Annotated in this window: 12 protein-coding genes; all 12 read left to right on the forward strand. The window is 66.6% G+C overall.

The features are described from left to right. The first annotated feature begins 377 nt into the window (after positions 1-377). Positions 378-1325, forward strand: coding sequence for an ABC transporter ATP-binding protein (locus EV646_RS11900; RefSeq protein WP_132147542.1), 948 nt, complete (start codon positions 378-380; stop codon positions 1323-1325). Then, a complete protein-coding gene (locus tag EV646_RS11905; protein ID WP_132147545.1) occupies positions 1322-2095 on the forward strand; it encodes an MlaE family ABC transporter permease in 774 nt (257 codons plus the stop codon). The genes EV646_RS11900 and EV646_RS11905 overlap by 4 nt, the downstream gene beginning before the upstream one ends. Before the next feature lie 5 nt (positions 2096-2100). Continuing rightward, positions 2101-2931 (forward strand): MlaE family ABC transporter permease, encoded by an 831-nt coding sequence (locus EV646_RS11910; RefSeq protein ID WP_132147548.1) that lies wholly within the window; start codon positions 2101-2103, stop codon positions 2929-2931. 4 nt (positions 2932-2935) lie between these two features. Continuing rightward, positions 2936-4264 carry an MCE family protein gene (locus tag EV646_RS11915; protein WP_241995770.1) on the forward strand — a complete coding sequence of 443 codons (1329 nt, stop codon included), beginning with the start codon at positions 2936-2938 and terminating at the stop codon, positions 4262-4264. Then, positions 4261-5292 (forward strand): MCE family protein, encoded by a 1032-nt coding sequence (locus EV646_RS11920; protein ID WP_132147551.1) that lies wholly within the window; start codon positions 4261-4263, stop codon positions 5290-5292. The genes EV646_RS11915 and EV646_RS11920 overlap by 4 nt, the downstream gene beginning before the upstream one ends. Then, complete coding sequence (locus EV646_RS11925) at positions 5289-6299, forward strand: MCE family protein (RefSeq protein ID WP_132147554.1); 1011 nt, start codon at positions 5289-5291, stop codon at positions 6297-6299. The genes EV646_RS11920 and EV646_RS11925 overlap by 4 nt, the downstream gene beginning before the upstream one ends. Beyond that, positions 6299-7489 (forward strand): MCE family protein, encoded by a 1191-nt coding sequence (locus EV646_RS11930; protein WP_199236934.1) that lies wholly within the window; start codon positions 6299-6301, stop codon positions 7487-7489. The genes EV646_RS11925 and EV646_RS11930 overlap by 1 nt, the downstream gene beginning before the upstream one ends. Next, positions 7486-8703: an MCE family protein gene (locus tag EV646_RS11935; protein ID WP_132147557.1), complete on the forward strand. Its 1218-nt coding sequence runs from the start codon at positions 7486-7488 to the stop codon at positions 8701-8703. Before EV646_RS11930 ends, EV646_RS11935 begins: the two co-directional genes overlap by 4 nt. Continuing rightward, positions 8700-9992: an MCE family protein gene (locus EV646_RS11940; protein ID WP_132147560.1), complete on the forward strand. Its 1293-nt coding sequence runs from the start codon at positions 8700-8702 to the stop codon at positions 9990-9992. The genes EV646_RS11935 and EV646_RS11940 overlap by 4 nt, the downstream gene beginning before the upstream one ends. After that, positions 9989-10480 (forward strand): hypothetical protein, encoded by a 492-nt coding sequence (locus EV646_RS11945; protein ID WP_132147563.1) that lies wholly within the window; start codon positions 9989-9991, stop codon positions 10478-10480. Before EV646_RS11940 ends, EV646_RS11945 begins: the two co-directional genes overlap by 4 nt. 233 nt (positions 10481-10713) lie before the next feature. Beyond that, on the forward strand, positions 10714-11190 hold the full coding sequence (locus EV646_RS11950; RefSeq protein ID WP_241995772.1) for a hypothetical protein: 477 nt from the start codon (positions 10714-10716) through the stop codon (positions 11188-11190). A 265-nt stretch (positions 11191-11455) separates the two neighbouring features. Continuing rightward, positions 11456-14938 (forward strand): DNA-directed RNA polymerase subunit beta, encoded by a 3483-nt coding sequence (gene rpoB / locus EV646_RS11955; RefSeq protein ID WP_132147569.1) that lies wholly within the window; start codon positions 11456-11458, stop codon positions 14936-14938. Positions 14939-14953: the final 15 nt, after the last annotated feature.

A 14953-nucleotide genomic window follows, 5' to 3' on the forward strand; every position in this document is an offset into this window, starting at 1 on the left:
GGTCCCCACCTCCAGGTTTTTCCCCTTCCTGACGCTAACTTTCGGACCCCGCTTCGGACAGTCCTCGGATCGTTTGGTCGCGTTGTGTGTCGAGTCGTTTGCGCTGCGATACCAGTTTCGCGGTGGTCTCCGGTGGGGCCGCGAGAGCCGGACCTGGGCTGCCGCTAGGATCACCCGGAGCCGCGGGCCGGTCAGCACACCGTGATCGGCGTGACCGGAGCGTGACGCATTGGTCACCGTCGCTTGACACGCAGGGGTTACACAAAACCGTACTCGTGCGTAACCTAGGCAACCGCCCCTCGTTGGACCCGGCAGAACGTCGTCGGTTCGGGGGCAGGACAGACATCCCGTGAGGCAGAACCGATCAGGAGGGCCAGGTGGGCGTAGAAGTCCGCGTCGAAGGTCTCACCAAGTCCTTCGGTAGCCAGCTCATCTGGGGCGACGTGTCCCTGACCCTGCCGGCCGGCGAGATCTGCGTGATGCTCGGCCCGTCCGGCACCGGCAAGTCCGTCTTCCTGAAGACGCTGATCGGTCTGCTCAAGCCGGACAAGGGCCACGTGCACATCGAGGGCACCGACATCGCCACCTGTTCGGAGCGCGAGCTCTACGACATCCGCAAGCTGTTCGGGGTGCTGTTCCAGGACGGCGCGATGTTCGGCTCGATGAATCTCTACGACAACGTGGCCTTCCCGCTGCGTGAGCACACCAAGAAGTCCGAGGCCGAGATCCGCTCCATCGTGATGGAGAAGATGGAGATGGTCGGCCTGGTCGGCGCGGAGAGGAAGCTGCCCGGCGAGATCTCCGGCGGTATGCGCAAGCGGGCCGGGCTGGCCCGCGCGCTGGTGCTGGAGCCCGAGATCCTGCTCTTCGACGAGCCCGACTCCGGTCTGGACCCGGTCCGTACGGCGTTCCTGAACCAGCTCATCATCGACCTGAACGAGATGACCCAGGCGACCTGCCTGATCGTCACCCACGACATCAACACGGCCCGGACCGTGCCGGACAACATCGGGCTGCTGTACCACCGGCACCTGGCCATGTTCGGGCCCCGGGAGATGCTGCTGTCCAGCGAGGAGCCGGTGGTCCGCCAGTTCCTGAACGCGCAGCGGGTCGGCCCGATCGGCATGTCCGAGGAGAAGGACGCCGACGAGCTCGCCCGCGAGGCCGACCAGGAACTGCCGCCGCTGCCGCCGATCCCGGTGCAGCAGCTGCCGAGCAGCGGTGTGATCCGGCCGACCCAGCGCCCACCTGGTGAGTGGTGCCGGGAGAACGGCGTCACCCCGCCGCCAGGTTCGTTCGCCCCTGATGTGGTGGGGGTTTCGTGACCGCTAGCGCGACCGCCCCGCTGAAGCACGCCGGCTCACTCTTCTCCTTCGCCCTCGACACCGCCCGGGCCTCGGTCCGGCGGCCGTTCCAGTTGAAGGAGTTCCTGCAACAGGCCTGGTTCGTCGCCAGCGTGACGATCATCCCGACCGCGCTGGTCGCCATCCCGTTCGGTGCGGTCATCGCGCTGCAGGTGGGCGGGCTGATCAAGCAGTTCGGTGCCCAGGCATTCACCGGATCGGCCGCCGTACTCGCGGTGGTCCGGGAGGCGTCGCCGATCGCGACCGCCCTGCTGATCGCCGGGGCTGGTGGCTCGGCGATCTGCGCGGATCTGGGCGCGCGCAAGATCCGCGAGGAACTGGACGCGATGATGGTGCTCGGCATCGACCCGATCCAGCGGCTGGTGGTGCCGCGGGTGCTGGCGACGATGCTGGTGGCGTTCTTCCTGAACGGTTTCGTCAGCGTGGTCGGTGTGATGGGCGGCTACGTCTTCAACGTCGTACTGCAAGGCGGAACGCCAGGCAGTTATATCGCCTCGTTCACCGCGCTGGCTCAGCTTCCCGACCTGTGGCAGGGCCAGGTGAAGGCCCTGGTGTTCGGCTTCCTCGCCGCAGTCGTGGCGTCGTACAAGGGGATGAACGCGGGCGGTGGGCCGAAGGGCGTCGGCGACGCGGTGAACCAGTCCGTCGTCATCACCTTCATGCTGCTGTTCGTCGCCAACTTCTCGATGACGGCGATCTACTTCCAGCTCGTCCCGCCGAAGGGGGCCTGATTGTCATGTCACAGTCGGCCCTTCAGCTGCTCCGCAAACCGCTCAGCTCGCTCGACCGGCTGGGCGAGCAACTGGCGTTCTACCTCAAGGCGCTGGCCTGGTCCGGCAAGTCGATCACCCGGTACCGCAAGGAGATCATCCGGCTGCTGGCCGAGGTGACGCTCGGCACCGGCGCGCTCGCGGTGATCGGCGGCACCGTCGGCGTGATCACCTTCCTGGCCTTCTTCACCGGCACCGAGGTCGGCCTGCAGGGCTACTCGGCGCTGAACCAGCTCGGGACGTCGGCCTTCGCCGGGTTCGTGTCGGCGTACATCAACACCCGCGAGATCGGCCCGCTGATCGCCGGGATCGCGCTGGCCGCGACCGTCGGCTGCGGCTTCACTGCTCAGCTCGGCGCGATGCGGATCAGCGAGGAGATCGACGCGCTCGAGGTGATGGCGATCCCGTCGCTGCCGTTCCTGGTCACCACCCGGATCATCGCCGGGATGGTCGCGGTGATCCCGCTGTACGTCGTCGGCCTGCTCGCGTCGTACTTCGCCACCCGGCTGACTGTGACCACGTTCTACGGGCAGAGCACGGGCACGTACGACGACTACTTCCACAAGTTCTTGCCGCCAGGTGACGTGCTGTGGTCCTTCGGCAAGGTGCTGGTGTTCGCCGTACTGGTGATCCTGGTGCACTGCTACCACGGCTACCACGCCAGCGGTGGCCCGGCCGGCGTCGGTGTCGCCGTCGGCCGCGCGGTCCGGACGTCCATCGTCGTCATCAACGTCGTCGACCTGCTGCTGTCGATGGCGATCTGGGGTACGACGACCACGGTCAGGCTGGCGGGGTGAGGTCATGACCAAGTCCATGCCGCACAAGGTCCTCGGCATCGCCTTCATCGGCGTGCTCTGCTTCATGCTCTGGCTGACGTACGCCTTCTACGCCAAGGTCTTCACCAAGACCGTCGACGTCGAGCTGAAGACCAGCCACATCGGCCTGCAGCTGAACAAGGGCGCCGACGTGAAGCTGCGCGGCATCATCGTCGGCGAGGTCCGCCAGGTGTCCACCGACGGCGACGAGGCCACCGTCGAGCTGGCCCTCAAGCCGGATCAGATCAACGAGATCTCCAGCGCGGTCAGCGCCCGGATCCTGCCGAAGACGCTGTTCGGTGAGAAGTACGTCGCCCTGGTCCCGCCGAAGGGATCGGCGGGACGCCACATCAAGGCCGGCGACGTGATCGCCCGGGACAAGACGGCCGTCGGCATCGAGATCGAGAAGGTGCTGAACGACGCGCTGCCGTTGCTGCAGGCGGTCGACCCGGCCGATCTGAACGCGACGCTGAACACCCTGGCCACCGCGCTGGAAGGCCGCGGCGCCGAGATCGCCGGCACGCTGACCCAGCTGGACGAGTACCTGAAGAAGCTGAACCCGAACGTCCCCAAGCTGATGGACGCGCTGACCAAGCTGACCAAGGTCTCCCAGATCTACACCGACGCGACGCCGGACCTGGTCCGGGCGCTGCGCAACCTGACCATCACCGGCAACACGGTGGTGGAGAAGCAGGTGCAGCTGCAGAAGTTCTTCGTCGATGTCCAGACGATGTCCGGTACGACGAACACCTTCCTGCAGCAGAACGAGGACCGGGTGATCCGCCTCGGCGAGGTGAGCCGGCCGGTGCTGGACCTGCTTGAGGAGTACTCGCCGGAGTACCCGTGCTTCCTCAAGGTGCTGGCCGACACGGCGCCGATCTTCAACGACGTGTTCCGGAACGGGCAGCTGAACATCAACCTCGAGCTGATCACCAACCAGCCGACGCCGTACGAGCCGAACGAGAAGCCGGTGTACAAGGACCACAGTGGTCCGGTCTGCGTCGGGAAGAACTACAGCAAGCCGGGCGCGAACCCGGGGCCGTACACACAGGCGAACCCGGGACCGTACGACGTCGCCGACGACGGCGTGATCGGTGACCACAACAAGAACCAGCGCTTCCCGCTGAACCTGCAGTTGAACCGCGCGATGCCGGGATTCGATATGGACACCCAGGGTGTCGGCTCCCCGGCCGAGCAGAAGGTGATCGACTCCGTCGTCGGACCCGAGATGGGCGTTGCGGCAGGCGACGTACCGGACCTGACCACCCTGCTGGTCGGCCCCCTGATGCGCGGAGGGCAGGTGAATATGAAGTGAAGCTGCTCGACAAGAAGACGGCGTTCGACACCGTGCGGCTGGGGATCTTCATTGTGGTCACCACCGTCGCGACCGCGCTGCTTGCGGTGACGATCGGCAACATCAGCTTCAACCAGACCACGAAGTACCGGGCGGTGTTCACCGACGCGGTCGGGCTGAACAAGGGTGACGACATCCGGATCGCCGGCGTCAAGGTCGGCCAGGTGGACAAGATCGCGCTGTATCAGAACACCCTGGCGATGGTGACGTTCAGCGTCGACTCCGACCAGATCGTCGACACCTCGACGCACGCGACGCTGCGGTACCGCAACCTGGTCGGCAACCGCTACATCGCCCTCACCGACGGCGTCGGCGGTGGCGAGCGGCTGAAGAAGAACGGCGTCATCCCGAAGGAGCGGACGACGCCGGCGCTGGACCTGTCCGTGCTGTTCAACGGGTTCAAGCCGCTGTTCACCGCGCTGACCCCGGCGGACGTGAACCAGTTCGCGTTCGAGGTGATCAAGGTGCTGCAGGGCGAAGGCGGCACGATCGAGTCGCTGCTGGCCAAGACGGCGTCGCTGACCACCACGCTGGCGGACGCGGATCAGGTGATCGGCGACCTGATCACCAACCTGACCTCGACCCTGCAGATCGTCTCCCAGCGGCAGCAGAACTTCTCCCAGTTGCTGGTCAACCTGCAGCAGTTCATCACCGGGCTGAGCAAGGACATCACCCCGATCCTGAACTCGGTCGGCTCGATCAACTCGCTGAACACCAAGACGGCAGGCCTGCTGCAGCAGACCCGGGTGCCGATCAAGGCGGACCTGGACAAGCTCCGCATCACCGCGAGCACCCTCGACGACACCCAGTCGATCTGGGTGAAGACGCTGCAGAACATGCCGACCAAGCTGAACTCGATGACCCGGACGGCGTCGTACGGCTCCTTCTTCAACTTCTACATGTGCAACTTCGACGGCAACGTCACGCTGCCGCTGGGGACCCGCATCCCGGTTGCCTACGACAACAACTCCGCGAGGTGCCAGAAGTGAAGCCCTTCCGGGAGCAGAATCAGGTGACCGTCGGCGTCATCGGGCTGACGGTGCTCGGGCTGATCATGCTGGCCGCGTTCAAGGCGCAGGACCTGCCGCTGATCGGCGGCGGGACGAAGTACGCGGCGGAGTTCTCCGAGGCGGCCGGGCTGAAGCCGAATGACGAGGTCCGGGTGGCCGGCGTCCGGATCGGCCAGGTCAAGAAGGTCGAGCTGGAAGGCAGCCACGTCCGGGTCGACTTCGTGGTGGACAAGGGCGTGAAGCTCGGTGACCAGACCGGTGCCGAGATGAAGATCAAGACGCTGCTCGGCCAGAAGTACCTGAAGCTGAACCCGGCCGGCTCCGGTCAGCTCAAGGCCGGCTCCGAGATCCCGCTGGACCGGACGGTTTCGGCGTACGACGTAGTGGACGCGTTCACCGATCTCGCCAACACGACCGAGCGGATCGACACCGCGCAGCTGGCCCGGGCGCTGGACACGCTGTCGGCGACGTTCAAGAACACCCCGGAAGAGGTGCAGGCGTCGCTGACCGGACTGTCCCGGCTGTCCCGGAACGTGGCGAAGCGGGACGAGCAGCTGAAGCTGTTGCTGCAGCACTCCAATGTGGTCACCAAGGTCCTTGCCGACCGCAACCAGCAGCTGATCAAGCTGATGAAGGACGGCAACACCGTCTTCCAGGCGGTACAGGCGCGACGGGCGCTGATCCACCAGCTGCTGGTGTCGACGCAGAAGCTGTCCGCCCAGATCACCGCGCTGGTCCGGGAGAACCGCAAGGATCTTGGCCCGACGCTGCAGAAGGTCAACGCCGTACTCGCGGTGCTGCTGAAGAACCAGAACGCATTGGACGGGACCATTCGCAACCTGGCACCGTTCGTCAAGCTCTTCACCAACACGCTCGGCACTGGTCCGTGGTTCGACTCGTACGTGCAGAACCTGGTCCCGGTGCCTGAGATCCCGGCACCACAAGTCCCGATTCCCGGGCTGCCTTCGATCCTGGGAGGTGGCTGATGACCCGGATTGCGTCGTTCTCCCGGCTGGTGGCGATGGGGGTGGTCGTGGTGATCATCGCGGTCAGCGTGGTGACGCTGTGGCCGAAGCCCGAGCGGGTGCACGCCACGGCGTACTTCCCGCGGGCGGTCGCGGTCTACCCCGGCTCCGACGTACGGATCCTCGGCGTCAAGGTCGGTGAGGTGGAGAGCATCACCCCGGCCGGCCGGACCGTGCGGGTGAAGTTCTGGTGGGAGGCCAAGCACAAGGTGCCGGCCGGCGCCAAGGCGGTGATCGCGGCTCCGTCGATCGTTGCCGACCGCTACGTCCAGCTCACGCCGGTGTACACCAAGGGCGAGGTGATGGCGAACGGTGCCGAGATCCCGGTCGACCGGACCGCCGTACCGCTGGAGCTGGACCAGATCTACCAGAGCCTGAACGACCTGTCCGTTGCGCTCGGGCCGAAGGGCGCGAACGACCAGGGCGCGTTGTCGCGGCTGCTGGACGTCTCGGCGGCGAACCTGAACGGCCAGGGCGCCAAGCTGAACCAGACCATCACCGATGTCTCGAAGCTGACCGGCACGCTGGCGGGCAACTCACAGAGCCTGTTCCAGACGATCCGGCAGTTGCAGACGTTCGTATCCGCGCTGGCCGCGAACGACCAGCTGGTCCGGCAGTTCAACACCAACTTCGCCGCCACGTCGACCACGCTGGCCGGCGAGCGCAAGGACCTGTCCGCCGCGCTGTCCCTGCTGGCCACGGCCCTCGGTGAGGTCGCCACCTTCGTGAAGGACAACCGCGCCACGCTGAAGACCACAGTCTCCAGCGCGACGGCCCTGTCGCAGATCCTGGTCAAGGAGAAGGCCGCGATCGCTCAGGTCCTCGATACGGCTCCGCTCGGCCTGGGCAACCTGGCCCGCATCTACAACCCGCAGTTCGGAACGCTGGACCAGCGGGTCAACCTGGCGCAACTGGACGACCCGGCCGCGTTCATCTGCTCGCTGTTGCTGCAGGCGAACCAGCCGATGTCGACCTGCTCCGCGCTGAAGCCGGTCTTCGACGCCCTGCCGAAGCTGCCGCTGCTGAGTGAACTCACCGGCAGCGCTCCGGCCAGCGGCGGCCCCGCTGGTACGCCGTGGGCTCCCGCGCCGCAGCCGAAGCTGTCGAGCCCGGACCCGGTGGACCCGACACTCGGAGGCCTGGTCCGATGAAGCGCCGCACTGGATTTGTCGCGGGAATGCTCGGGATGGCGATGTTGCTGACCGGGTGCGACTTCAGCGTGTACTCGCTGCCGTTGCCGGGTGGCGCGAAGATCAAGGGGCCGTCGTACACGGTCACGGTCGAGTTCGCCGACGTACTGGACCTGGTGCCGAAGTCGTCGGTGAAGGTGGACGACGTCACCGTCGGCACGGTCGAGAAGGTGTGGCTGGACGGGTACGTCGCCAAGGTACGGATCCGGCTGCCGAAGAGCCTGGACCTGCCGGACAACGCCCGGGCGACGATCCGCCAGACCAGCCTGCTGGGGGAGAAGTTCGTGTCCCTCGCGCCGCCGACCGGGCTGGAGAAGCCGCGCGGCAGGCTCGAGAACGGCGAGGTCATCCCGCTGTCGCGGACCACCAGCAACGTCGAGGTCGAGGAAGTCCTGTCCGCGTTGTCGCTGCTGCTGAACGGCGGCGGCGTGGCCCAGTTGCAGATCATCACCCAGGAGCTGAACAAGGCGCTGACCGGCAACGAGCCGGCCATCCGCAGCGTGCTCGACCAGCTGAACATCTTCGTCGGCACCCTGGACAAGAACAAGCAGCAGATCGTCACCGCGATCAAGGCCGTCGATCAGCTCGCGAAGAAGCTCAACGCGCAGAAGGCGACCCTGGCGACCGCGATCGACTCACTGCCGAAGTCCATCGCGACACTGGACAAGCAGCGGGCCGCGCTGGTCAAGACGCTGCAGGCGCTGGCGACCCTCGGCAACACCGCGACCCGGGTGATCACGTCGTCCCAGAAGGATCTGGTGGCGAACCTGAACTCGCTCTATCCGATCCTGACCAAGCTGGCCGAGGCCGGCGCGGACCTGCCGAAGTCGCTCGAGCTGCTGCTGACCTACCCGTTCCCGACCAACGCCGGCATCGCGGCCAAGGGTGACTTCGTCAACCTGGGCATCACCCTCGACGTGAACACCCAGAAGGCGCTGAAGGGCATCCTCGGCCTGAACCTGCCGACAGTCGGCCCGACCGCGCTGCCGACGAACCGGCTGAGCATCCCGCTGCACAACCCGACCACCAACGGCCTGCCGTCTTTGCCGGTCCCGACCGGCACTGCGACGACCTGTACGACGATCCTCGGCCTGCCGGTCTGTACGCCGAAGCTCAACCGGTCCGGGTTCGACCCCGAACTGGCCAAGGTGCTGATGCCGGGGGTGGCCCAGTGATCACCAGAGCGGTCCGGATCCAGCTGATGGTGTTCGTCCTGATCACCGTCGTCGGCATGGCCTACGTCGGTGGCAAGTACGCCCAAATCGACCGGCTCTTCCTCAAGAAGACGTACACGGTCAGCGCCAGCTTCGCCGAGTCCGGCGGCATCTTCAGCGGTGCCGAGGTGACGTATCGCGGCCAGCCGGTCGGCAAGGTCGGCGACCTCAAGCTGCTGCCCGACGGCGTCGACGTGAACCTCGAGATCAACAAGAGCGTGAAGGTCCCGAACGACCTGCTCGCCGTGGTCGCGAACCGGTCGGCGATCGGCGAGCAGTACGTCGACCTGCAGCCCCGGCGCGACAGCGGCCCGTACCTGAAGGACAACTCGAAGATCGCCCGTCAGGACACCGCTATCCCGATCGACACCACCGAGCTGCTGCTGAACCTCGACCAACTGGTCAACTCCGTCGACAAGGAAAGCCTCCGGACGACCATCCGGGAGCTGGGGACCGCGCTGAAGGGTAAGGGCACCGACCTGCAGCGGATCATCGACAGCTCCGGCAAGCTGATCGACGACGCGGACGCGAACATCCTGCAGACGATCAAGCTGATCAACGACGGCGACACCGTGCTCGCCACCCAGGTGGCCAGCGGCGACGCGATCCAGACCTGGGCGAAGAACCTCGCGCTGCTGTCCGACACCCTGGTCGCCTCGGACGCGAACATCCGCCAGGTGATCGACCAGGGCTCGGCCGCGTCGGAGCAGGTGACCGCGTTGATCCAGGAGAACCGTGCGGACATCGCGGTGCTGCTCGGTAACCTGCTGACGATGAGCCAAATCACCGCGGTTCGGCTGGATGCCGTCGAGCAGCTGCTGGTGGTGTACCCGAAGGTGGTCATGGGCGGCTACATCGTCCCGGCCAAGGACGCGGGCACCGGGCACTACGACGCGCACTTCGGCCTGGTGCTCGGCTTCGACCCGCCCTCCTGCCGGGCCGGCTACGGCGGCACCGATCACGTCGTACCGCAGGACACCTCGCAGAAGCAGGCCAACACCAAGGCGTCCTGTACGGCGAATCCGTCGACCGGCGTCAACGTCCGGGGCTCCCAGAACGCGCCGAGCCCGTCGACCCGCGAGGACCTGAACCGCACGGGCTACGGCATCGGCTACGACCCGGCCACCGGCGACGCGGGCGGCTCCGGCGGAATGCCGGAGATCGTCCTCGGCTCGACCGGCGGGCAGGCCGATTACCTCGGCAGCGACTCCTGGAAGGCCCTCATCCTCGGACCGGTGAGCGGCAAGTGAAGTTCAAGCGAGGCCAGCTGGTGCTGGCATGGGCGCTCAGCGTGCTGCTCGTCATCGCGCTGGCCGGCGTCACCCTGTCGGTGGTCGCACTGCAGAAGCAGAGCGCGGAGAAGACCGAGCGGGAGGGCGCGATGAAGGCGGCCCGGCAGCTCGCGCTGGACTTCACGACGTACGACTACAAGACCTGGGACGCCGACTCGAAGCGGGTGCTGGACGACTCGACCGGGCAGTTCAAGGACGAGTTCCAGGCCGGGATCGCCGCGGTGAAGACCGAAGTACAGACCAACAAGGCGACCTCCAAGGGCGACGTGAAGGAGGCCGCGGTGGTCTCGAACGACAAGGACTCCGCCCAGGTGCTGGTGATCGTGAACGCGGTCGTGACCAACACCGCTTCCACCGACGGCGTCGAGCGCCGGTACCGGATCAAGCTGGACATGGTCCGGGAGAAGGACCGCTGGCTGACCGCCGACCTCCAGGTGGTGGGCTGATGCCGGACCGCTCCCGCAACCGCCCGCGCATCGCCGGCCAGCGCCGTACAAGCCTGAGTCCTGAAACAGAAACCACTCCAGAAGAGGCGCCCGAGGCTCCGGAAGCTGCCTCCGAGGCTCCGGAGACGGTGGCGGAGGACGTGACCCCGGCCACATCGGAGCCTTCCGAGGCCATTCAAGAGCCCTCGTTCACCACCTCGTTGACTACGGAAAGTGACGGAACTCGGTCGAAGGTGGGTGCCGTCCTCTCGGCGGCGCTCGGCATCGCCCTGGTCCTGGTGCTGACCGTCGCGGTGGTGCTCGGGATCAAGGCGTGGCAGGGCAAGCAGGCCGAGGACGCCCGGGACCAGGCCGCCGCGGCCGGGCGGAAAGCGGCCGAGACCGCGCTCAGCTACGACTATCGTGACCTGGACAAAAGCTTCGCCGCGGCGCGCGCGACGATGACCCCGGAGTTCGCCAAGAAGTTCGACGACACCGCCAAGGTGGCTGGTGAGCTCGCCACCAAGACCAAGGCGACGGTCAAGGCCGACGTTCGCGAGGTCGGGGTCCGCGACGGCGACGCCGACCGGGTCACCCTGATCATCTTCGTGAACCAGACCACCACCAGCACGATCACGCAGGGTAAGCCCCGGGTGGACCTGAACCGGACCCGGTTCGTGATGGTCCGAAACGGCGATCAATGGCTGGTCCAGGAGATCGCCGGACTGTAGTCTCTTTGTGACTCCGCACCAGGAGGGCGCCGGGAGGCTCGTGGGTGGTCTACCCACTGGAGATCCCGGGTCGGTCCTTGACGGAGAGGGTGGTCTGACGGCAGACTGTCGGACCCCATTGGACAGGCTTGCCCTGATCAGGTAACCTATTGCTTTGCGCTGCCTTTAACCTCCACCCTGGCTCGGGTCTCGACTTGACTAGGGCGGTTCGGCGTGCGCTCCCAGCACCGAAGTGATTCTTTGCGAGCCCGTGGAAGGACGCCCCTTGGTCGCCTCGCGCAACCCCCAGTCCGACAGCATTTCCGACGTTTCCGGCTCCCGCCGCATCTCCTTCGCCAAGATTTCCGAACCGCTCGAGGTTCCGGATCTGCTTGCGCTGCAGGTGGACAGTTTCGACTGGCTGGTCGGCAACGAAACGTGGCAGGCCCGGGTGGCCGCCGCCGAGGCCGAGGGGCGGTCGGACCTGTCCGGCCCCAGCGGCCTGGAAGAGATCTTCGAGGAGATCTCCCCGATCGAGGACTTCAGCGGCACCATGTCGCTGTCGTTCCGCGACCACCGCTTCGAGCCTCCGAAGAACACGGTCGACGAGTGCAAGGAGCGGGACGTCACCTACTCCGCGCCGCTGTTCGTCACCGCCGAGTTCATGAACAACGAAACCGGTGAGATCAAGAGCCAGACCGTCTTCATGGGCGACTTCCCGCTGATGACGCGCAAGGGCACCTTCGTCATCAACGGGACCGAGCGAGTCGTCGTGTCCCAGCTGGTCCGGTCGCCTGGTGTGTACTTCGAGCGCACACCGGACAAGACGTCGGACAAGGACATCTTCACCGCCAAGATCATCCCGTCGCGCGGCGCGTGGCTGGAGTTCGAGGTGGACAAGCGCGACATGGTCGGTGTCCGCCTGGACCGCAAGCGCAAGCAGAACGTCACCGTGCTGCTGAAGGCGCTCGGCTGGACCGACGCGCAGATCCTCGAGGAGTTCGGCGACTACGAGTCGATCCGGCTCACCCTGGAGAAGGACCACACCTCCGGGCAGGACGACGCGCTGCTGGACATCTACCGCAAGCTGCGGCCGGGCGAGCCGCCGACGCGGGAGGCCGCGCAGGCGCTGCTGGACAACTACTACTTCAACGGCAAGCGCTACGACCTGGCGAAGGTCGGCCGGTACAAGATCAACAAGAAGCTCGGCCGGGACGAGGCGCACGACACCGCGGTGCTGACGATCGACGACATCGTCGCCACGATCAAGTACCTGGTCGCCCTGCACGAGGGCAAGACCGAGCTGCCCGCGCCGACCGGTGAGGTCGTGGTCGAGGAAGACGACATCGACCACTTCGGCAACCGCCGGCTGCGCACCGTCGGCGAACTGATCCAGAACCAGCTGCGCACCGGCCTGGCCCGGATGGAGCGGGTGGTCCGGGAGCGGATGACGACCCAGGACGTCGAGGCGATCACGCCGCAGACCCTGATCAACATCCGCCCGGTGGTGGCGGCGCTGAAGGAGTTCTTCGGCACCTCCCAGCTGTCGCAGTTCATGGACCAGACCAACCCGATCGCGGGTCTGACCCACAAGCGCCGCCTGTCGGCGCTCGGCCCGGGTGGTCTGAGCCGGGAGCGGGCCGGCTTCGAGGTCCGCGACGTGCACCCGTCCCACTACGGCCGGATGTGCCCGATCGAGACCCCGGAAGGCCCGAACATCGGCCTGATCGGCTCGCTCGCGACGTACGGCCGGGTGAACCCGTTCGGCTTCGTCGAGACGCCGTACCGCAAGGTCGTCGACGGCCAGGTGACCGACCAGGTCGACTACCTGACCGCGGACGAGGAGGACCGGTTCGTCATCGCGCAGGCGAACGCCGCGCTGACCGATGACGACCGGTTCGCCGAGGACCGGGTGCTGGTCCGCCGGCGCCACGGTGAGGTCGAGCTCGTGCTGACCGAGGACGTGGACTACATGGACGTCTCGCCGCGCCAGATGGTGTCGGTGGCGACCGCGATGATCCCGTTCCTCGAGCACGACGACGCCAACCGCGCGCTGATGGGCTCCAACATGCAGCGCCAGGCGGTTCCGCTGATCACCGCGGACGCGCCGCTGGTCGGCACCGGGATGGAGTTCCGCGGTGCGGTCGACGCCGGTGACGTGGTGGTGGCCGACAAGGCCGGTGTGGTCAAGGAGGTCTCGGCCGACCTGATCGAGGTCGCCGCCGACGACGGCACGTACCAGACCTACCGGCTGGCGAAGTTCCGCCGCTCGAACCAGGGCACCTGCATCAACCAGCGCCCGCTGGTCGACGCCGGGCAGCGGGTCGAGATCGGCTCGCCGCTGGCCGACGGCCCGTGCACCGACGAGGGCGAGATGGCGCTCGGCCGGAACATGCTGGTCGCGTTCATGCCGTGGGAAGGCCACAACTACGAAGACGCGATCATCCTGTCCCAGCGCGTCGTACAGCAGGACCTGCTGACCTCGATCCACATCGAGGAGCACGAGGTCGACGCTCGCGACACCAAGCTGGGCCCGGAGGAGATCACCCGGGACATCCCGAACGTCTCCGACGAGATGCTGGCCGACCTGGACGAGCGCGGCATCATCCGGATCGGCGCCGAGGTCACCACCGGCGACATCCTGGTCGGCAAGGTCACCCCGAAGGGCGAGACCGAGCTGACCCCGGAGGAGCGGCTGCTGCGCGCGATCTTCGGTGAGAAGGCCCGTGAGGTCCGCGACACCTCGCTGAAGGTGCCGCACGGCGAGGAGGGCACCGTCATCGGTGTCCGCGTCTTCGACCGCGACAACGGCGACGAGCTGCCGCCGGGCGTGAACCAGCTGGTCCGCGTGTACGTCGCCCAGAAGCGCAAGATCTCGGTCGGCGACAAGCTGGCCGGACGCCACGGCAACAAGGGCGTCATCTCGAAGATCCTGCCGGTCGAGGACATGCCGTTCCTGGAGGACGGCACCCAGGTCGACATCATCCTGAACCCGCTGGGCGTGCCCGGCCGGATGAACGTCGGCCAGGTGCTCGAGACCCATCTCGGCTGGATCGCCAGCCGCGGCTGGGAGATCGACCCGGAGAACCAGGAGGAGTGGGCCCAGCGGCTGATCAAGATCGGCGCCGGCTCCGCGGCTCCGATGACGAACGTCGCCACCCCGGTCTTCGACGGCGCCAAGGAGGAGGAGGTCACCGGCCTGCTCGGCTCCACGCTGCCGAACCGCGACGGCGTCCGGATGGTCGACAGCTCCGGCAAGGCCCGGCTGTTCGACGGCCGTTCGGGTGAGCCGTTCCCGGAGCCGGTCGGCGTCGGCTACATGTACATGCTGAAGCTGCACCACCTGGTCGACGACAAGATCCACGCGCGCTCGACCGGTCCGTACTCGATGATCACCCAGCAGCCGCTGGGTGGTAAGGCGCAGTTCGGTGGTCAGCGGTTCGGCGAGATGGAGGTGTGGGCCCTGGAGGCCTACGGTGCCGCCTTCGCGCTGCAGGAACTGCTGACGATCAAGTCGGACGACGTGGTCGGCCGGGTCAAGGTGTACGAAGCGATCGTCAAGGGCGAGAACATTCCGGAGCCGGGTATCCCGGAGTCCTTCAAGGTTCTGGTCAAGGAAATGCAGTCCCTGTGTCTGAACGTGGAAGTGCTCTCGTCCGACGGAAGCCGGGTCGAGATGCGCGACAGCGAGGAGGACGTCTTCCGCGCGGCGGAGGAACTGGGGATCGACCTGTCCCGGCGCGAGCCGAACAGCGTCGAGGAGGTCTGAGCGGGTTGCCGCTTG

Source organism: Kribbella antiqua, from assembly GCF_004345665.1.
Lineage (GTDB): Bacteria > Actinomycetota > Actinomycetes > Propionibacteriales > Kribbellaceae > Kribbella > Kribbella antiqua.